The sequence below is a fragment of the Hydrogenophaga sp. BPS33 genome, from assembly GCF_009859475.1.
In the GTDB taxonomy this organism is placed as follows: Bacteria; Pseudomonadota; Gammaproteobacteria; order Burkholderiales; family Burkholderiaceae_C; genus Hydrogenophaga.
In genome coordinates, this window is record NZ_CP044549.1 from 2,996,319 (window position 1) to 3,017,916 (window position 21,598).

The following is a 21,598-nucleotide window of genomic DNA, read 5'->3' on the forward strand; positions in this document are numbered from 1 at the left end:
GCTACCACACCGTGTGTTGCGGGCGGTCGCAAATGTTGTCGACCCACTTGCCCAGGTTGTCGATCAGCCAGCGCTGCGACGACAGGCGTGTGGCCGTGTGGTCCATCTCCGGAAGGTGCTCGCATCGCACCTGGTCCACGAAGGCCCGGTCCTTGAAGCTGTCGCGCCATTGGCCAGCGTAGTTGTACGTCCACCACACGCTGGCGGTGTACACCATGAAGACGTCCACACCGCGGTCGACGATGGTCTGCATGGTGTTTGCAAAGGCCTCCTTGGAGGGAGTCTCACGCCCCATGTCCAGCACGGCCAGGTGGCGGTTCTGGCGTCTCATCAGTCTGCGAAGGGGAAACAGGGCCAACCCCACCAGCGACTTGCTCCACTGGAGCAGGGTTTGCAGAGGACGCCGCGTGAGCTGCGGAATGCGCCGCCGCCAGAGCGACTTGAGGGTGGGATATGCGTGCCCGTCTACCATCCACAGGCCGACCACCCGCGGGTCGATGTCCGCGACCGCCAATCCGGTGTGTGCGCCGGAACAGATGCCACCAACCACGAAGTGCTTGATGTTGCAGATGCGCTCCATGTGGTCCATGGCCGCCTGCAGGTCCAGCACGGCCTGGCGCTCGAAGGTGTGGCCCTGTGCGCACACGCGGCTGTCACCCTGCCCGGACAAGTCAAAGCGCAGGCTTGCCACGCCGCGCGCGCTCAGGTCGCGCGCCAGCTTGACGTTCAGGCGGTGCGGACCCATGCGGGAGATCACGCCCGCGTTGTAGAGGAGAACGCCCACCGGCTCGGTCTCGCCGCCTTCGGGCAGGTTCAAGGTGCCCGCCAGATGCCGGTCCGATCCAAACACCACCAGGATCTCGCTCATGGCTCAACTCCATCGATCAACGATTGCAGCAGTTTCAGTGCCTCGGCGGGCACCAGCGCGGTGTTCAGCGCTTCTTCCGATGTCCAGTCGAATGCGTGCTCGAACGGCACGCTCTCGCACGCGGGCACGGCACGCGCCATCACCGAGGCCAGCGCAGGCTGGCGCAGCGCCACGGGGGTGTGCATCACCACGGCCCTGCGCGCACGAAGCGTGCTAAGGGGGGCGGTGTCGATCTGGCGGATCTGCTCCACCAACCTCGGGCTGACAGAGAAACCCATGTATTCGGTAAAGGGGGCGATCGGCTTGCCAGGGCGCTTGAGCACGTGATTGAGAAACTGGTTGTCGGCTTCCTCAAGTTCCTGAAGGTAGGCGTCGCCCTGGAGGATGGGCTCCCAGAGCACGAGATTGTCGATGGACCTTGAGGCGTTGGCCGAGGCCAGCGCGGCCAAGGTGGCACCCAGACGCGCGCCGACCCAGCTCACGCTGGAACAACCCGAGCGCTTGCGCAACTCGGCATCCGCCATGAGCAGGTCGCCACACCAGCCACCGAGCTCGCCATCCTCGTCCGCACCCGACGACTCGCCCGTGCCGAAATAGTCGAACCGCATCACATGCGTGCCGTGATGGCTGAGCCGGTCGGCCAGCACGCGGTACAGCCGGTGCAGCCGCACCGCCTCCTGCCCGAACGGGTTGCACAGCAGCACGCCCCTGCCGGTCGGGCGTTGGGGGTTGGCCGGGTGGAACACGCCGTACAGCTGCCGCTCGCGCGGTCCAAAACGGATCGGGTTCACCGGATGCGGTCCATCAATTTGCCGAGCCAGCCCTCGCGCGGTTTCTCATCGAGGTCCGCCTCGGATGCGTGCGGCACGTCTTTCAAGGTGGCAGCGATCTGGCCGAGGTTGTCGAAAATGAGCTGACGCACCGTCAACACGGCACCATGCCGCTGGTGGAGTTCGTTGATGGCTCGCATGGCCAGGAGCGAATGGCCGCCGAGGTCGAAGAAGTTGTCGTTCACGCCCACTTGCGCAAGACCGAGCAAGCGTTGCCAGACTTGCGCCACCGCCTGTTCCGCCGGGGTGCGCGGCAGCACGAGGTCTTCGGCGTGGGCTGTTGAACCTTGTGACGGTACCGGCAGTTCGTGGCGGTTGATCTTGCCGTTGGGCAGCAGGGGAATGCTGGGCAACTCGATGAAGTGCTGGGGCACCATGTAGTCGGGCAGGGAGGCGCGCAGATGGTCGCGCAAGGCTTGCACGGCCGGCATCTCGGCATGGGGCACGACGTAGGCCACCAGGCGCACGTCGCCCGGCACATCCTCCCGCACGATGACCACGGTTCTGGCGACCTGCGGATGGGACGCCAGCTGGGATTCGATTTCTCCCAGCTCGATGCGGTAACCGCGAACCTTGACCTGGAAGTCGAGCCGTCCCTGGTGCTCCAGCAGTCCGTTGTTGCGCCACCGGCCGCGGTCTCCCGTGCGGTACAGGCGCGCCCCGGGCTGGAACGGATCGGGAATGAAGCGCTCGGCCGTGAGTTCCTCGCGGTGCAGATAGCCCAGCGTCACACCTTGACCACCAATGTAGATTTCACCCGGCACCCCAATGGGGCAGGGCTTTTGTTGCTCGTCCAGGATGTGGATGGTGGTGTTGGCAATCGGGCTGCCGATGAAAATGCCCTGTTCGGGTTGGGTTACTTTCCAGCACGTGGACCACACGGTGGTTTCCGTGGGCCCGTACATGTTCCAGAGTTCACCCGTGCGCGCCAGCAGCAGCTCCGCCAGGTCCTGTGGCAAGCCTTCGCCACCGATCAGCGCCTTGAAATTCGGCGAGCCTTGCCAGCCGGATTCGATCAGGATGCGCCAAGTGGAAGGGGTCGCTTGCATGACGTTGGCATGGTTGCTCTCGATGAGTTGGCGCAAGGCTTCGCCATTGAGCGCCTGATCCCGGCTCGCCAGCAGCACGCGAGCGCCCACGCTCAAGGGCAGCAGCAACTCGAGCACCGCGATGTCGAAGGACAGCGTGGTCACGGCCACCAGTGTGTCTGCCGCGCTCAGGCCAGGTTCGCGCGCCATGCTGGAGAGGAAGTTGACCACCGCCTGGTGGTGCACCACCACACCCTTGGGCTTGCCGGTGGAGCCGGAGGTGTAGATCACGTAGGCAGGGTCGCCGGGGCCAGCGTCGCGCTCGTCGGCCGCCTCCAGCGGCGAATCGGGCTGAGCTGCAATGATGGCGATATCGACATCGAGCAGCAGGGAGCGATCGCGTGGCCATTGCAGAGCATGGACCAGCGCGGACTCCGTGACCAGAAGGGCGAGCTGGGCGTCTTCGGCCATGTAGGCCAGGCGGTCGGACGGGTACGCCGGATCCAGGGGCACATACGCCGCACCGGCCTTGAGAATGGCGAGTTGGGCCACCACCATGTCGATGCTGCGCTCCACGCACAACCCGACCAGGGCACCGCGCCCGATCCCACGCTCTCGCAGCGCATGTGCCAGGCGGTTGGAACGCGCTTCGAGCTCCGCGTAGTCGATCCCGCCCAGGCCGGTTTGCTCAAGTGCCACAGCAGTTGGTGTTCGCGCTGCCTGTCGTGCAATCAGATCGTGGACCCTGTGCGCCGGGCCCGTGGGTACAGTGGTGTCGTTCCAGGCCAGCAGGCGCTGGTGGTCTTCATCGCTCACCAGGTCGATGGCCGACAGGCGCTGGTGCGGATCCGCCACGGCGCTCTCGACGATCGCCATGAAAGAGCGCAACAGGCGCTCGCCCGTGGCCGGCTCGAACACCTCCGTGGAATACGACAGGCTGGCCCTGCCGTGCGCATGGGTGTCGACCCCCAGCGCAAGATCGAATTGAGTGCTGCCGCTGTCAAACTTGAAGAAGTCGTAGACGATGCCTTCGACCGCCTGGGCCGGTTGGGTGGCCGTCAGCACGTTGAAGAGCACCTGCACCAGAGGCGCCGTGTCCGTGGTGCGCTTGACGCCGACCGCCTCCACCAGTGCCTCGAAGGGGAGGTCTTGGTGTGCGTACGCTTCCAGCGCGGTTTCGCGCACGCGCTCGAGCAGCTCCACGAACGTGAGATCGTCGGCGAACGCCGTGCGCATCACGATGGTGTTGACCAGCGTGCCCACCAGATGCTCGGCGTGGACCTGCGTGCGGTTGGCAATCGGGGTTCCCACGGCCACGTCCTTCACCCCGCAGTACCGCCCCAGCGTGAGCTGGAAACATGCGAGCAGCAGCATGAAGGGTGTGGCGTTGTGCTCGGCGGCAACTTGCCGTATCGCGGCCAGGGTCTGGGGGGCGAAGGTGCCGGTGGCGCGCGCGCCCTGTCCCTTGTCCAGGCCCTGTCGCCGGCGATCGATCGGCAGAGGCAGGGGCTCGAGGCCTTTGAGCGTTTGCTTCCAGTAGTTCAACTGATCGCCCAGTGCCTCGCTGTTCAACGCCTGGCGCTGCCAGCTGGCGTAGTCGGCGAAGTCGATCAGCAGCGGTGCCAGGGCGGGTTCACGCCCACGCAGAACCGCTGAATAGATCAGCGACAGCTCCTTCATCAGAATGCCGGTGGACCAGCCATCACCGATGGCATGGTGCACAGACCAGTACAGGACGTGGTCCTGCTCGTCGAGTTGGAGCAGCGTCGGCCGGTGCAACGGCCCCTGGGCCAGGTCGTAGGTGCGAGAGCTGAATTCGCGCAGCATGGCCGCAGCGGCGGAATCGCGTTCACTCGCCGGCAGGTGCATCAGGTTCACGCGTTGAACGGGGACGCGTTCGACCGGCCCGATGCGCTGCATGGGCTCACCGTCCACGGACACCAGCGTGGTGCGAAACGCTTCGTGCCGTTCCGTGAGCCGATGCAGGGATTCGACCAGAGCAGCCGTGTCCAGCGCGCCGCGCAGGCGGACCGCAAAGGGCATGTTGTAGGCCGTGGTTTCAGGGTTGAACTGCTGCACCAGCCACATGCGGCGTTGCGAATAGGAGGTGGGGAGCAGCTCATCGCGGGAAACGCGCGCCACCACCGGCAGCGCAGGCGCATGCCCACCCGAGGCTTGGTGCAGGTGCGCGTCCACGGCGGCGGCCAGATCCGCGATGCGTGGGGACTCGAAGAGCACGCGCAAGGGCAACTCGACGCCCATCACGTCTCGAATGCGCGCGACCACCTGGGTGGCGAGCAGGGAGTGGCCACCCAATTCGAAGAAGTTTTCGTACACCCCGAACGATTCGGCGCGCAGCACCAGGCGCCAGATGTCCCACAGCGTCTGCTCGAGCGGGCCGCGTGGCATGACGATCACACGGTCTTCTTGCGCGGGCGTTTGCAGATCGCCCGGTGCCGGCAGCTTGCGGCGGTCCACCTTGCCGTTGGCTTGCATGGGCAACGCGGGCAGGAACACGGTGGCGGCGGGGAGGTAAGCCTCGGGGAGTTGCCGAGCCAGGTCGGCCCGCAGCTCTCTGGCGGTGGTTTGCAGACCTGGCTTGGTGACCACATAGGCCACCAGCATGGGCTGCCCGTCCTTGTCCGAACCGGGTACCACGGCGCATTGCTGCACGCTGGCATGGCGCGCCAGCACGGCGGCCACCTCGGCGGGCTCGACGCGCACGCCCCGGATCTTCACCTGATCGTCCAGGCGCCCGGCGATCTCCAGGCTCCCGTCGTGGCGCACGCGACCTCGATCGCCCGTGAAGTACAGCGCGTCTGGAGGTAGCTCTGTGCCCGCTGCGCCGTCACGCCATGGGTTCTGGCGGAACCGCTGCTGGTTTTCCTCCGGACGATTGAGGTAACCCAGGGAGCGCATGGGGGTGCGCAGCACCACTTCACCGCTTTCGCCCACGCCGCAGCGCTGACCCGAGGGTGTCAGGACCAGGACCTGGCTGTCCGGCAAGGCCAGGCCCACGGGCTGGATGCCGCTGCTGGGCACCTCGTCGACCACATGGAAGCAACGCGCCATGGTGGTTTCCGTCGGGCCATAAAGGTTCACGATGCGTCCGGCGGTGCCACAGCGGGTGCGCCAGCCATTGACCAGCGAGTCCAGCAGCGGTTCGCCGGCCGCGAACAGCCAGCGCATCGCATGCAAGGGTTGCTGCAAGCGGGTTCCTCGCAGCCACACCTGCATGACCGACGGTGTGGTGTGCGCAACGGTGATGGACTCGCGGCCCATCCAAGCCAAGGGATCGAGCAGGTCCCTATCCTGCGGAATGCACAGGGTGGCACCGCTGGTCAACGGCAGGAGGATGTCGCGCAGCACCGGATCGAAGGACAGGCCCACCAGTTGCGAAACGCGATCATGTGGCGTGATGTCGAACCTTTCACGCTGCCATTCGATGAAATGGCTCAGGCCGCGGTGGCGGCCGAGAACCGCCTTGGGAACGCCGGTGCTGCCGGAGGTGAAGAAGATGTAGGCAGGATCGTCCGCGCCGACGCGGGCGCACGGGAAGGCCGGAACAGGCTCGGCATGGGCGGCCAGAATGTCGTCCAGCTGGGGGCGAAGCACCAGCATGCCTTCCATGTCGATGGCGTCGTAGTCCTGTGCATCATGGGCGGCGTCTCCGATCAGGCAGATCAGGCGCGGCTTGCATTCGCGCAGCATCGATTGCTTGCGTTGCAAGGGCATCGCGGGATCGACCATGACAAACACGGCACCTTGCATCAGGGCCGCCAGCATCGATGCCACCACCGCCACACTGCGCGCCCCCGAGATGGCGACCACATCGCCCGCCATGACACCCGCGCCGCGCATGCGGTGGGCGATATGGCGCGAAGAGGCTTCCAGCTCGGCATAGGTGTAGGACCTCTGCGCGAATTGCACGGCAACCTCTGCCGGCTGCCGCGCGACGTGCGCCAGCACCCTGTCGATCACGGGCGTGAACGGCCCCGGCTCCAGCGGCACCGATGGGTCTGCCAACAGGGCCTGCCCTTGCGGGGAGAGCAGCGAGAAGTCGGCCAATGGCCGCTCGGGTTCCGTCGCCGCCTGTTGCAGCACCACGCAGAACTGGTCGAGCAGGTGGCCCACCGCGGACGCGCACAGGCGATCGGTGCGGTACGTCACGCCCATGTGCACCTGGCCGGGCAAGGCCTGCATATAGAGGGTGAGGGCGAATTTGGGCGCGGCCGAGCGCAGCGGTAGGGTCTCGGTGGCAAGACCGTCCAGCTTCAGGTGCCCGTCCCAGCGCCCGGCGGCGTTGACGAGCACATCGAAGAACGGCGTGCGGTCCAGTTCGCGCTGGGGCGCGAGTTCGGCCACCAGCCGGTCGAACGGCACGTCCTGGTGGGACCAGGCGTCGAGCATGTTGCTGCGCACGTGCTGCAGCAGATCGGCAAAGTTCCTCAAACCATGGAACTGGCTGCGCAGGACGACGGTGTTGAGCAGGGGGCCGACGATCGGCTCGAGCTCCGGGCTGTCGCGACCCACCACCGGCATGCCGACGGCGACGTCCTGCTGGCCCGAACGGCGCATCAAGACCAGCTTGAACGCGGCCAGCAGCACCATGAAGACGCTGGCGTTGTGGCGCGCGGCCAATGACTCGATGTGCCGGACAAGGGGCGCGGGCAATGTCAGGGCATCCAGGGTGGCCTCGTCGGCCTTTTGCGCATCTGCGCGGTCCAGTTCGAGCGGTAGCCGCAGTGGCTGCAGGTCGTGCAACTGCCCGCGCCAATAGTCCATCGAGTTGGACAATGCGCCCGATTGCGCGCGCGCCTGCTCCCACAGGGCGACGTCGCGCCACTGCAGTGCGGTTGCGGGCAGCTCGGTGGGTGCACGGCGGTGCTGCGTTCCGTATTCGGTGGCGAGTTCGCGCAACAGGATGTCGAGCGACCAACCGTCGCAGGCCAGGTGATGGACCACGAGAAGCAGCACATGGTCTTGCTCGCTGATCTGCACCAGCGTGGCCCGCGCCAGGGGCGCCAGCGCCAGATCGATGCGCTCGTGAGCCAATGCGTCCAGTTCGTGTTGCAGTGCCTTGCCGAGTTGTTGCGCGCCCGACGCCGGCAGGTCGACCCGGTGCAACGGCCAGCGCGCTTCGCTAACTTCTTGCAGCATCGGCACGCCGTCGCTTTCCACCACGTGGCTGTGCAGCAGCGCGTGCCGCTCGCACAGCACCTGAAGACTGCGTTCGAGGGCTGCCACGTCGATCGGGCCGCGCAGCCGTGTGGCGAGCGGAATGTTGTATTGAGCCGAGTCGCCGTCGAGCTTCTGCGCGAACCACATGCCTTGCTGAGCAGCAGTCAAGACGGAGACGGTGCCTGCGGGGGCCCGGGGAATGCCTGCCACCTGCAAGCCGTCGACCGTGTGTCCCAACGCCTGCGCGAATGCCGCTACCGATGGCGCGTCGAACAGGGTGCGCAGTGGCACTTCATGGCCCAGCTGCTTGCGCACCCGCGAAAGAACCTGCATGGCCAGCAGCGAATGGCCGCCCAGCTCGAAGAAGTTCTCGTGCACGCCAAACTGGCTGTGCTGCAACAACTCGGCCCAGATCGCCCAAAGCGTTTGCTCCGTGGCGTTGCGCGGCGCGACGAAGGCGCTGTCGTGGCCGGTGGCCGACTGCTCGGGCACGGGCAAGGCGGCGCGGTCGATCTTGCCGTTGGGCAGGGAGGGCAACTGGGGCAGGGTGACGATGGTGCTGGGCACCATGGCCTCGGGCAGTCGCCGTGCCAGGGCGGACTTGAGTGCGTCGAGGTCGATGTCGTGGCCCACGACGTAGGCCACCAGGCGCTTGAGGCCCGGGGTGTCCTCGCGCACGGTGGCCACCGCCTGGCGCACGGCAGGCAGCTCGAGCAGGGCGGCCTCGATTTCGCCAAGCTCCATGCGGATGCCACGGACCTTGACCTGGCTGTCGGCACGGCCGAGGTAGACCAGGCGGCCGTCGCGCAGTCGGCGCACCAGGTCGCCGGTGCGGTAGAGGCGCTGGTGGGCCTCGATGGGGTGGGGCAGGAAGCGCTCGGCGGTGAGGTCCGCCCGGTTCAGGTAACCCCTGGCCAGGCCGGCGCCGCCGATGTAGAGCTCGCCGATGACGCCCATGGGGACGGGCTGCATGCGCGCATCGAGCACGAAGCACTGGGTGTTGGCAATGGGGCGGCCGATGGGGACGGTGGCGGCGGTGTCGTCGTCGTGCTCCAGTGGCAGGCCGTGCGCGGCGGTCACGGTGGTCTCCGTGGGGCCGTAGAAGTTGCCCAGCGTCGCCTGGGGCAGGCACTGCTGGAACTGGCGCACCAGCGCCCAGGGGAGCGCTTCGCCGCCACAGATAACATGGCGCAGAGCGCTGCATTGGGCCAGCGGTGGCTCCTCAAGCAGAACGCCCAGGTGCGAGGGCACCAGGCTCACGTGGGTGATGCGCTCATCGCGCAGGGTGCGCGCCAGCGCAGCGGCATCGCGCTGTTCGCCCACGGCGGCCAGCACCGCCGTGGCGCCCGCCATCAAGGGCAGGAGCAGATCGACGATGGCCGGGTCGAAGCTGATGGTGATGACCTGCAGCATGCGATCGCCCGGCACCATCTGCACGGTCTCCTGGGTCCAGTGCAGCAGATTGCACAGCGATCGGTGCGTGACCATCACGCCCTTGGGCTGTCCGGTGGAGCCGGAGGTGTAGATGACGTAGGCGAGGTCGTTGGGCCCGCTGGCTGCGGGCGGGTCGTGCGCATCCACCTCGGGCAGGGTGGGCAGCAAGGTGTCCAGGCTCAAGCGCTGCGCGCCATCGGGCGCAGGCAGTCGCTGCAGCAGATGGGACTGCGTGAGCATGAGCGGTGCGGCGGTATCTGCCAGCATGAAGCCCAGGCGCTCGCTGGGCAGGCCGGGGTCCATGGGCACGAAGGCGCCACCGGCCTTCATCACGGCCAGGATGGCCACGCCCAGTTCGATCGAGCGCTCCATGCACACGGCCACGCGCACATCGGGGCCCACGCCCAGCGTGCGCAGGTGGTGGGCCAGGCGGTTGGCCTGGGCGTTGAGCTCGGCAAAGCTCAGGCGTTGCGGCCCGAAGGCCAGCGCCTCGTGCTGGGCGGATGCGCCCGCACGGCGCTCGATGAGCCGGTGCACGGGCTCGTCCAGCGGGTAGGCCTTGGCGTTGGCGTTGCCCGCCAGCCACAAGGCGTGCTGTTCCTCGGGCGAGACGATTTCCAACGCGAGCACGGGCTTCTCGGGCTCCTGCTCCAGGGCGTGCGCCAGTTGTTCCACCGCGTGGGCCAGATACTGTGCGAGCTTTTGCGCGTCGATGCCGCCGACCGCCTGTGCTTCCAGCGCAAACGCTTCGCCCAGGTCGTCGACGGCGATACCGAGGGGGTAGTTCGTGCGCTCTTCAGCGCCCAGCATCTGCAGGCCCTCGGGCCAACGGCTGCCGCCGAGGTGGCTGGGGTTGGCGATGTCGGGAGAGACGCGCATGTCTGCACGGCTGTGCCGGAAATTCAGCGTGCTGTTGAACAGCGGCGTGGCCGGCGCAACGCCGCTGCAACGCTGGGCCAGGACCAGGGAGGCATGCTCGTGCTCGATGAGCTCGCGCAACCGGGCATTGACGCTGTGGACCAGACCGTGCACCGAAGCCTTCAGGGGCACGCGCAGGGGCAGGGTGTTGATGAACAGTCCTACCGTGCGTTCCATGGAGACCGTGCCCTCGAGCCGCCCCGAGAGCACGGTGCCAAAGACCACGTCGTCACTGCCCGAACAGCGCGCGAGCACAAGCGCCCACGCGGCATGGAACAGCACCGCAGGGCTGAACCCCTGGACGCGGGCCAGGTGGCGAAGCCGACCGGCAAGGGCCGGCTCCAGCGACACGCCCATGGTGTTCAAGGGGCCGTTGCCGGTGGGCGAGGGCATCACGCCAAACGCGGTCGTGGGCTCGGTCACATCGCCCAATTGCTGCTGGAAGTAGCGCGCGTGCGATGCATCTGCACCCTGGCGCGAGAGCGCGACGAAATCGCGGTACGCATGGGCAGACTTGGGTGGCGGTTGGCGGCCCTCGAGGAACTCGATGCCTTCTTCCATCATCACCGCAAGCGAAACGTGGTCGCTGACGATGTGGTGCGCGAGTACCGCCATCAAGACGCGGTGGTTCTGCGGATCCTGCGCCACGCGGATCGACAACAGCGGCGCCTGGGTCAGGTCCAGACGGGTGTGCTCAGGATCGGTGTCTGCGCGCAAGGTCTGCAGCGCGTCGGCGCCGGGCGGCACGTCGACCGTGGCCACGTTCAATTTGGCCTGGCGCAGCACCACCTGCACCGGTGTGCCCAGGCCGTCCCAGAAAATGGCGGTGCGCAGGGCTTCGTGCCGGTCCACAGCGGCCTGCAGCGCGGCCACGAAACGCGCGGGCAGGGTGGCGTCTTCGCAGGACAGCAGTGCGCGCGAGAGGTAGATGTCACCCTTGGTGTCCATCCGGTGGTGGAAGAGGATGCCTTCCTGCAAGGGCGCCAGAGGGTAGATGTCCTGGATGTTGCAGGCACCACCAGGCATGTGTGCGCTGATGGTGTCCAGCTCCTCGCGCGTCAAGTCGACCAAGGGGAGCATGTCCGGCTCGATGACCGTGCAGCCCGGCGGAATGCGAGGGGCGGTATCGGACTGCATCGGCACTGCCTGTGCCTGCAGGCGGGGTGAGGCCGAGGCCAGCGCCGCCAGGGTGGGGTTGTTGAAGACGGCGCGCACGGTGACGTCGAACCCAGCCTGCCGCACCAGACCGACCATGCGCATCACCAGCAGCGAGTGGCCGCCCAGTTCGAAGAAGGAATCGTGGCGGCCCACACGCGGTACGCCGAGCAGCTCAGACCAGATTGCGGCCATGCGGGACTCGACGTCTCCCACGGGAGCTTCGTACACCGGCCCGCTTTGCGCCGTCGTGGCATCGGGCACGGGCAAGGCGGCGCGGTCGATCTTGCCGTTGGGCAGGGAGGGCAATTGGGGAAGGGTGACGATGGTGCTGGGCACCATGGCCTCGGGCAGTCGCCGTGCCAGGGCGGACTTGAGTGCGTCGAGGTCGATGTCGTGGCCCACGACATAGGCCACCAGGCGCTTGAGGCCCGGGGTGTCCTCGCGCACGGTGGCCACCGCCTGGCGCACGGCAGGCAGCTCGAGCAGGGCGGCCTCGATTTCGCCAAGCTCCATGCGGATGCCACGGACCTTGACCTGGCTGTCGGCACGGCCGAGGTAGACCAGGCGGCCGTCGCGCAGTCGGCGCACCAGGTCGCCGGTGCGGTAGAGGCGCTGGTGGGCCTCGATGGGGTGGGGCAGGAAGCGCTCGGCGGTGAGGTCCGCCCGGTTCAGGTAACCCCTGGCCAGGCCGGCGCCCCCGATGTAGAGCTCGCCGATGACGCCCATGGGGACGGGCTGCATGCGCGCATCGAGCACGAAGCACTGGGTGTTGGCAATGGGGCGGCCGATGGGGACGGTGGCGGCGGTGTCGTCGTCGTGCTCCAGTGGCAGGCCGTGCGCGGCGGTCACGGTGGTCTCCGTGGGGCCGTAGAAGTTGCCCAGCGTCGCCTGGGGCAGGCACTGCTGGAACTGGCGCACCAGCGCCCAGGGGAGCGCTTCGCCGCCACAGATGACATGGCGCAGAGCGCTGCATTGGGCCAGCGGTGGCTCCTCAAGCAGAACGCCCAGGTGCGAGGGCACCAGGCTCACGTGGGTGATGCGCTCATCGCGCAGGGTGCGCGCCAGCGCAGCGGCATCGCGCTGTTCGCCCACGGCGGCCAGCACCGCCGTGGCGCCCGCCATCAAGGGCAGGAGCAGATCGACGATGGCCGGGTCGAAGCTGATGGTGATGACCTGCAGCATGCGATCGCCCGGCACCATCTGCACGGTCTCCTGGGTCCAGTGCAGCAGATTGCACAGCGATCGGTGCGTGACCATCACGCCCTTGGGCTGTCCGGTGGAGCCGGAGGTGTAGATGACGTAGGCGAGGTCGTCGGGCCCGCTGGCTGCGGGCGGGTCGTGCGCATCCACCTCGGGCAGGGTGGGCAGCAAGGTGTCCAGGCTCAAGCGCTGCGCGCCATCGGGCGCAGGCAGTCGCTGCAGCAGATGGGACTGCGTGAGCATGAGCGGTGCGGCGGTATCTGCCAGCATGAAGCCCAGGCGCTCGCTGGGCAGCTCGGGGTCCATGGGGACGAAGGCGCCACCGGCCTTCATCACGGCCAGGATGGCCACGCCCAGTTCGATCGAGCGCTCCATGCACACGGCCACGCGCACATCGGGGCCCACGCCCAGCGTGCGCAGGTGGTGGGCCAGGCGGTTGGCCTGGGCGTTGAGCTCGGCAAAGCTCAGGCGTTGCGGCCCGAAGGCCAGCGCCTCGTGCTGGGCGGATGCGCCCGCACGGCGCTCGATGAGCCGGTGCACGGGCTCGTCCAGCGGGTAGGCCTTGGCGTTGGCGTTGCCCGCCAGCCACAAGGCGTGCTGTTCCTCGGGCGAAATGATTTCCAACGCGAGCACGGGCTTCTCGGGCTCCTGCTCCAGGGCGTGCGCCAGCTGTTCCACCGCGTGGGCCAGATACTGTGCGAGCTTTTGCGCGTCGATGCCGCCGACCGCCTGTGCTTCCAGCGCGAAGCCATCGGCCAGGTCGTCGACCGAAATGCCCATGGGATAGTGGGTACGCTCCTGAGCCCCCAGCATCTTCAGGCCCGCCGGAAGGCGCGGCAGGTGAGCGCCGCTGCTGGTCACGTGCATGTCGGCGCGCCCGTGCCGGTAATTGAGAATGTTGTTGAACAGGGGCAAGGTCGTCGGCACGGCGCTGCAGTGCTGCGCCAACGCCAGAGAGGCGTGCTCGTGTTCAACCAGTTCGATCAGCCGCTGGTAGGTGGCCTGCACCGCGTCTTTCACGGACTGTCCGGCCAGCGGCACGCGAACGGGCAGGGTGTTGATGAACAGCCCCACGGTGCGTTCCAGGCCCGTGGTGCCTTGCAGGCGGCCTGAGAGCACGGTGCCGAACACCACATCGTCCACGCTGGCGCAGCGGGCGACCACGAGCGCCCACGCAACGTGGAACAGCACCGCAGGACTGACGCCATGGACGCGCGCTGCCCGCCGGATGAGGGCAGCCAGGGTGTGGTCCAGTGCCAGGCCGGCGACGCCGGCTTCGCGTTGGTCGGCGGAGACGCTCAGCACGCCAAAGGGGGCGGTGGGCTCGCTCACACCGGCCAGCTGCCGTTCGAAGTAGCGCTGGTGCGCCTGCAGATCGGTCTGGCGCGAGAGCGCGACGAAGTCCCGGTAGGGCTGGCTCGAAACGCGGGGCGGCGTGTGGCCTTCGAGAATGTCGAGACCTTCTTCCAGCATGACCGCGATCGACACGTGATCGCTGATGAGGTGGTGCGTGAGCAGGGCGACCAGGATCCGCCGTTGGCTCGGATCCTGTGCGACGAACACCGAAATGAGTGGCGCGCGGCTCAGATCGAGTCGCACACGGTTGGCGTCGGTGGCGGCGCGAAGGGTTTCCAGCGCGTCAGCGCCTGCAGGCACGTCGACCTGGACGACGTTCAGAGGTGCATGGCGCAGCACAACCTGCGTGGGCTCGCTCAAACCCTCCCACAGCACCGCGGTGCGCAGCGCCTCGTGCCGGTCGACCACGGCCTGGATCGATGTCACAAGGCGGTTCTGGAGGTCGGCGTCGTCGCAAGCAATGAGCACGCGGGTGAGGTAGATGTCGCCTTCGGTGTCCAACTGGTGGTGGAACAGGATGCCCTCTTGCAGCGGCGCGAGCGGGTAGATGTCCTGGATGTTCGCCACGCCGCCGGGGACGCGAGCGCCGAGGCTGTCGAGTTCCGCCTGGGTCAGGGCGCACAGGGGCACCATGCTGGGCTGGATCGACATGCAGCCGGTCGGAATGACGCCTTTGGCCACCCAGGGCGCGTCGGGCACCGGCTGGAGTGGTTGTGCCATGCTCGCGAGTGCGGACAGCGTTGGTGTGTTGAACACGTCGCGAACGCTCAGGTCGTAGCCCGCGTGCCGCAGCAGGCTCACCATGCGCATCACCAGCAGCGAGTGGCCACCGAGTTCGAAGAAGGTGTCGTGACGGCCCACGTGCGGCACGCCGAGCAGCTCGGACCAGATCGCGGCCATGCGGGACTCGACGTCTCCTTGCGGCGCTTCGTATGCCGGCCCGCTCTGCGATGCAGTGGCATGGGGCGCGGGCAACGCCGCGCGGTCGAGCTTGCCGTTGGGCAGGGTGGGCAGCTCGGGCAATGGCACGATGGCACTGGGTACCATGGCTTCGGGCAATTGCTGCCGCAATGCCTGCCTCAGGGTGGGTGGGTCGGTTTGTTCGCCCACCACATAGGCCACCAGCTGCTTGAGGTCGGCGACGTCTTCGCGCACCAGCACCACGGCCTGGCGGACCCCCGGCAGGCTCTTGAGGGCAGCTTCGATCTCGCCGAGCTCCATGCGCACGCCGCGGATCTTGACCTGAAAATCCCGGCGACCGATGTATTCGAGTTGGCCGTCGGGCAACCAGCGCACCAGATCGCCCGTACGGTACACCCGCTGGCCCTGCTCGAAAGGGTGGGGGACGAACAGCGCAGCGGTCAGATCGGGGCGGTTGAGGTAGCCGCGCGCCAGACCAGCGCCGCCGATGTGGAGTTCGCCCACGGCACCTGCGGGCATCAGTTCCCCGCAGGCATCCAGCACGTAGCACTGGGCATTGGCGACAGGGCGTCCGATCGGCACAGTGTCGGCATCCTTCAACGGCCCCGTCGCCTCGAAAAGGGTGGTGTCGATAGTGGCTTCGCTCGGACCGTAGAAATTGCCCAGGATGGCATGGGGCAACTGCAGGCGGAATCGCTGCGCGAGCTCCAGGCTCAACGCCTCCCCTCCCGAGCAGACCCAGCGCAGGTCGCGGCAGTTGGCGAAGTCGGGGTCGTCCAGCAGCGCCTGCAGTTGCGAGGGCACGAGCACCAGCTGTGTGATTCGCTCATCTCGGATGGCGCGTATGAGGTAGCCCGTGTCGCGGTGCATGCCGGGTTCGGCCATCACGATGGTCGAGCCGGCCAGCAGCGGATGGTAGAAGTCCGAGATGCTGGCGTCGAAGCTGATGGTGGTCTTCTGCAACAGGCGGTCGTGCGGGGCCATCGAGAGCTTGTCGACCTGCCACAGCGCGTGGTTGCTCAGGGCGCGATGCGGCACCATCACGCCCCGCGGCTGCCCGGTCGAGCCCGAGGTGTAGATGACGTAGGCCAGGTCGTCCGGCGCGTTGACGCAAACAGGGTCCAGGTCGTCTTCGAGTGGGCCGGTGGCGGGCCCGGCGTCGGGGGGGAGCTCCAGAAATTGGCAGGGGGTGGCGCCAACGGACGCCGGCAGCCGCTCCTTCAGGTGCGCTTGCGTCAGCACCACAGGGGCCGAGGTGTCGTGCAGCAGGAAGGCCAGGCGCTCCGATGGCAGTTCCGGGTCGAGAGGCACAAAGGCACCGCCGGCCTTGAGGACCGCCAGGTAGGCGACCACCAGTTCCACCGAGCGCTCCATGCAGATGCCCACCCGCACATCGGGCTTCACACCGAGTCGGCGCAGCTGGTGCGCGACGCGGTTGGCGCGGCGGTTGAGTTCCTTGTAGCTGATGCGCTGCTGGCCCGACACCACCGCTTCGTGGTCGGGCGCCTCGCGCACGCGCTGCTCGATCAGTGTATGGATAGGGGCGTCGCTGGCCAAGGCGCGGGCCGTGCCGTTCCACTCGACCAGCTGGGTGTGGCGTTCCACCGGTGTGAGCATCTCCAGATGACCGATGGCTTTCGCGGGATGGGCACAAAGGTCGGCCTGCACATTGGCCAGATGGCTCGCCAAGCGCGCGATGCTGGCGTGCTCGAAGAGGTCGCGGTCGTATTCGATCCAGCCGCGCAGGCCCTCGTCGGTCTCTTGCAGTTCCAGGCTCAAGTCGAACTTGGCGACCGTGCTGCCCAACGGCAGGCGTCGGGCCACCACATCTCCCATGCCATATTGGGCGGGCTCGCGTGGCTGCAGGACGAAGAAGGTCTGCGTCAGCGGCATGCGGCTTCGATCTCGGGGCAGATCGAGCGCTTCGATCACCTCTTCGAACGGGACGTGGTGGTGCTCAAAAGCGCCCAGGGAGGTGGCCTTGACCTGGGAGAGCAGCTCAGCAACCGTCATGCCCGGTGCGAAGTCGCTGCGCAAGGGCAGGGTGTTGGCAAAGTAGCCTACGACACGGTCGAACTCGACACGCGAACGGTTGGCAATGGCCGAGGCAGTGACCACGGTGGATTGGCCGCTGTAGCGGTGCATCAACACTTGCCATGCCGCCAACAGCACCATGAAGAGCGTGGTGTCGCTGGCCTTGGCGGCCTGCAGCAATGCCTGGTGCTGCGCCGCCGTGAAATGCAGATCGAGACGCCCGCCACGGAATTGCTGGTGGACCGGGCGTCGGTGGTCGGTGGGGAGTTCGAGGCAGAGCGGGGCATCGCGCAGCTGGTTCTTCCAGTAACCCAGTTCGCGTTCGCGCACGCCGCTGTCCAGCCACCGGGATTCCCATTCGGCAAAGTCGAGGTACTGGAGGTGCGCCGCCGCAAGCTGGGGGTCCTCCCCTTTGGCTCGGGCGGCGTAGAGCTGGCTCAACTCGTCCAGGATCAGCTGGATGGACCAGCCATCGCTCACGCTGTGGTGGAAGATCCAGAGCAATTGGTGCAGTTGCGGGGTCAGCGTCACCAGGGTGGCACGCACCGCGGGTTCGTTCAGCAGGTCGAAGGCGTAGGCGGCTTCCTCGGTGGCAATGGCGTCGAGCTGTCGCCGGGCCGCCTGCTCGTCGTGTGGGTCCAGCAGGACGTGGCGCATGCGCCAGTCTTCCAGGGGCTCCACACGCTGGCGCTGGACCCCCTCCACATTGACCCAGCGCAGGCGCAGGATTTCATGGCGCTGGATCAGTTCCATCAGGCAGCGTTGCAGGAGCGCCGCGTCCAGCGGACCCTCCATGCGCAGGGAAATCGGAATGTTGTACAGCGCGGTGCCCGGGGCGAGCTCCTGCCAGAACCACATGCGCTGCTGGCGCGTCGAGAGCGCCAGCAGGCCCTCGCGCCGGGCCAGGGCGTCTCGAACCAGAACGCTCGGCTGGGCGCTGCCTTCGTTCAGCAGCCCCTGGATGCGCGTGGCGGTGCTGCGCAGATCGGGTGCGGCCAGCATGAGGGAGGAGGGCAGCGCGCAATCCAGAATCGCCTCCAGCGACTGGAGCATCCGGAAGCTGGTGAGCGAATCCAGCCCGCATTCGATGGCCGAGGCATCCAGTGAGAGCTCGTCCTGCGACCTGCGCGTGAAATGGGCGACACGGTTGAGCAGCAACTGCTCCAGGGCGTGGCGCTGGGCCGCCGGGTCGGTGAGCTGGCGCAGTTGCGATGCCAGGGCGGGCAGATGGTCGTCGTCCGCTTCGGCCACGTCCACGAGCATGGCTTCGTCGCGGTGCAGCACCTGCAAGCGACCTTCAAGGTAGTCCTGGCGGCAGCTCTTGCGACGGATCTTGCCGCTCGACGTCCGTGGCAGAGAGCCCGCCTGCACCAGCACGACGGCGTGCAAGGGCAGTTCGTAGGTCTCGGCGATGGCTTTGCGGATCTGGACCGCGACATGGCCGAGGTCCTTGGACTTTTCGCGCCGCTCGACTTCCTGCACCAGTGCGACTTCTTCGCCTTCCGGTCCTTCAATGGAGAAAGCAGCACCATAGCCCACGCGCAAGGCGGTGTCGGTCGATTGCGCCGTCCACTCCAGATCGTGGGGATAGAGGTTGCGCCCGCGAACGATGATCAGGTCTTTGAGGCGCCCGGTGACGAAGACTTCCCCGTCGTCCAGGAATCCAAGGTCACCTGTGCGCAGAAACGGGCCCTCGCCGTCTGCGAGGCAGGCCTGGAAGGTGGCTTGCGAGGCTTGCGGTTGCTCCCAGTAGCCCTGTCCGACGCTTGTGCCGCGCACCCAGATTTCGCCCACCGATGTACTGGGCAGGGCCAGTTGCGTGTGGGGGTCGACGATGCGCAGCTCCATGCCCTCGAAAGGCACGCCGCAACCCACGATGGCGCGGCTGTCGCTCGTGCCATCGGCGACATACACGACCTGATGGTTCTCCAGCGAAGGCACGTGCAACGTGCGCGCGCGGCAGCCTTGGTTCATCCGTGTGGTGGTGATGCCCAGCACGGTCTCGGCCATGCCGTAGGACGGCATGATCGCGGTGCCTGAAAGGCCATGCGGCGCAAAGGAAGCTGCGAACGCTTCCATGGTGGCCAGCTGAATGGGTTCGGCGCCGCAGCTGACCGATCGCAGGCTGCTCAGGTCGGCGTGCCACTCGGGTTGTTGCTGGCGCGCGCGCACGCAGGCGGCGTAGGCAAAGTTGGGACCGCCTGTGTGGGTGATCTCGAAACGGGCAATGGCTTCCAACCAGCGCAACGGACGGCGCAGAAAGGTCAGCGACGACATCAGGTACGAAGAAATACCCGTGTCGAATGGCCACAGCAGGCCCAGCACCAGGCCGTAGTCGTGGTGATGGGGCAGCCAGGTCAGGGCGCGGCTTTGCGGGGTCATGCCCATTGCGCGCGCGCCGCTGTGGCATTGCGCCACGATGTTGCGGTGCGTCAGGATCACGCCGCGCGGCGCGGACGTGGAGCCCGAGGTGTATTGCAGGTACGCAATGGTGTCCGGCGTCACGAGCTGGCTGTCGGCGGGCAGCTGGCCGGGGGCCGTGGCGCGAGGAAGCATGTCCAGGCTGCTGCACAGGATGCGCTGCTCTCCCGCCACCATCTCCTGCAGGGCCGTCAGGGTTTCGCCAAGCTCGCTGCCCACCATCATCAGCCGAGCGGAGGCGTCCTTGAGAATGGTCAGCAGGCGGGGGGCACTGTTCTTGAAGCGCGCGGCATCGGGAGCCGGGACGGGGATGGCAATGCGGCCGGTGATGACGCAGGCCCAGAAGGCGCGCACGAAATCGAGGCCGGGAGGGTAGACCAGCAGGACGCGATCTCCCCATCGGGTCTGGGCCACCAGAGCGTCTGCGACTTGGCACACCTGCTCGAACAACTCGGCATGGGTGATGGACTCGGATAGCCCCAGTGTGTCTCGAACAAAGGCGTATGCGAGGCGTTGCGGATGTTGCTCGCAGCGCGTGGCGAACATCGATGCCAGTGTCTCGGTCTCCGTGCCGCTGTTGTCTGTCAATGGCAGCAGCACGCCGAGCCCAGCAGAATCGATCATTGTTTCAAAATCCTTTGGCGCAGCCAGAGTTCGGTCATGGAAAGAAAGGCCGATTGCGCCTTGAGGCTGGTGACCAGATGGTCTGAAACCTCAAGGTAGTGGAACGCCACCTTGTCGAAGAAGGGGTATCGGCCAAACATGGCCTTGAATTGTCCTTTGTGATTGAAGAACTCCGGTTCACCACCGGAGAAAACGAAGAACAATTCCACGCCGTCGGCGGTTAATGTCTGCGCGCGCTGCACGAACTCCTCTATGGGCGGCGAGGTCGACATGCCGATCCAGCGCGCGGTCTCGGGCGCCGCATCGGGCGTGGCGCGAAAGCCCGCAGAGACTCTTGCCCACAACTTTTTCATGGCGCCCACCATGCCTGCACGCCGCAGCTTGTAGAGGAAAGTACGCACGCGGAACTCAAGCGTGGGGTAGGCATAGAGGTCCCAGAGCAAGACGGCGCGCATGCGCCTGTCTTGCAGGGCCACGAGATGGCCGACCACCGCCCCCGAGCAAAAGCCGATCATGAGGAACTGGTCGCAGCCATAGCGCGCCTGCGCCGCGTCCATGACGGCTTGGGTGTCCGCCACCCATTGGTCAATCACAGGCAGGTTGCCGCTGGCGCGCAAGCTGTCGCCCAAGCCGCTCATGTCAAAGCGCACCGACGGCACGCCCAATGCCGCAAAGCGGCGCGCGAGCTGCACATTCATGCGGTGGGGGCCCACGCGGGGGATCACGCCCGAGTTGGACAGGATGGCGACGCAACGGGGCGGATCCGAGGAAGGGTGCGCGGCGGGGGTGAATGTGGCGACGAGGTGGTTGTCGGTGCCCAGGATCAGCGTTTGCTCTGCCATGGTCATGAGAGGGTGGAGATGAGCGTGCGCGGAATGTCCGGCGGTGCGATCGCCGTTCCCATGGCCTGACTCGACATCCAGTCGGTGCGGGTTTCGACGGTGTGAAGATGGAACAGGGCTTGAGCGCCCATCGTTTCGAACATCGGCCGTTGCTCGGCGTGGACGGCACAGACGACGCGAATGCCCCGGCGCAGCGCGGGCAGCAGGTTGATGTCGCCCATCTCCTGCAAGTCTTCGCTCAACTTGGGGCCGAATTCGAAGCCCAGCAGGTTGCCCGGCAACTGCGGTTGCACAGCCTTGCCCGAAGACAGCAGCCGTTCCCATGGCACACGGAACATGCGAACGAGTTCGGCACAGTGGCCGTCTTTCAAGGCTTGGACGTAGGCCTTTCCGTTGAACACAGGTTCCCACAGCACCAGTTGGGCAGGCGGCGCCTTCGCGCGCAGGGCCGCGCGCAAAGCGATGTTGGCGCCCAATCCCATGCCGAACCAGTGCACCGGCGCCTGGCCGCCTTGTTCGAGCGAGGCGTGGGCATCCAGAACATCGTCGACCCACTGGGCAATCGACTGATCGCCTTCATCGCCGGGTGAGTCGCCCGTTCCGTGGTAGTCGAACCGCAGCGTCTCGCCGCCCTCGCGCGCCAAGCGGTCGGCTACCACGCGGTAGATGGCTGCCGTGCGCACGGCTTCCTGGCCGAGCGGACGGCACAGCAGAAACTTCGCCCGCAGGGCGGTGCCTGTTTCTGCGGCCATGTGCACGCCCACCATGCCTCTGGAGGGGCGT

At 66.9% G+C, this 21,598-nt stretch carries 5 protein-coding genes; all 5 read right to left on the reverse strand.

Annotation, left to right across the window (positions count from 1 at the left end):
• Position 1: 1 nt before the first annotated feature.
• The 5 genes from F9K07_RS13965 to F9K07_RS13985 are packed head-to-tail and all read right to left on the reverse strand — an operon-like array spanning position 2 to position 21,567.
• Positions 2–868, reverse strand: a complete 867-nt coding sequence (locus tag F9K07_RS13965) for an alpha/beta fold hydrolase (protein ID WP_159594013.1) — start codon at positions 866–868, stop codon at positions 2–4.
• A complete protein-coding gene (locus tag F9K07_RS13970; protein WP_159594014.1) occupies positions 865–1,659 on the reverse strand; it encodes a serine aminopeptidase domain-containing protein in 795 nt (264 codons plus the stop codon). Before F9K07_RS13970 ends, F9K07_RS13965 begins: the two co-directional genes overlap by 4 nt.
• Complete coding sequence (locus F9K07_RS13975; RefSeq protein WP_159594015.1) at positions 1,656–19,973, reverse strand: non-ribosomal peptide synthase/polyketide synthase; 18,318 nt, start codon at positions 19,971–19,973, stop codon at positions 1,656–1,658. The genes F9K07_RS13970 and F9K07_RS13975 overlap by 4 nt, the downstream gene beginning before the upstream one ends.
• Positions 19,970–20,815, reverse strand: a complete 846-nt coding sequence (locus F9K07_RS13980) for a serine aminopeptidase domain-containing protein (RefSeq protein WP_159594016.1) — start codon at positions 20,813–20,815, stop codon at positions 19,970–19,972. Before F9K07_RS13980 ends, F9K07_RS13975 begins: the two co-directional genes overlap by 4 nt.
• A 2-nt stretch (positions 20,816–20,817) precedes the next feature.
• Positions 20,818–21,567: an alpha/beta fold hydrolase gene (locus F9K07_RS13985; protein WP_159594017.1), complete on the reverse strand. Its 750-nt coding sequence runs from the start codon at positions 21,565–21,567 to the stop codon at positions 20,818–20,820.
• Positions 21,568–21,598: the final 31 nt, after the last annotated feature.

Bases quoted from the DNA above. Each gene is read 5' to 3' on its own strand.
- F9K07_RS13965 (WP_159594013.1), bottom strand. From the start codon at position 868: ATGAGCGAGATCCTGGTGGTGTTTGGATCGGACCGGCATCTGGCGGGC.
- F9K07_RS13975 (WP_159594015.1), bottom strand. From the start codon at position 19,973: ATGATCGATTCTGCTGGGCTCGGCGTGCTGCTGCCATTGACAGACAAC.
- F9K07_RS13980 (WP_159594016.1), bottom strand. From the start codon at position 20,815: ATGGCAGAGCAAACGCTGATCCTGGGCACCGACAACCACCTCGTCGCC.
- F9K07_RS13985 (WP_159594017.1), bottom strand. From the start codon at position 21,567: ATGGCCGCAGAAACAGGCACCGCCCTGCGGGCGAAGTTTCTGCTGTGC.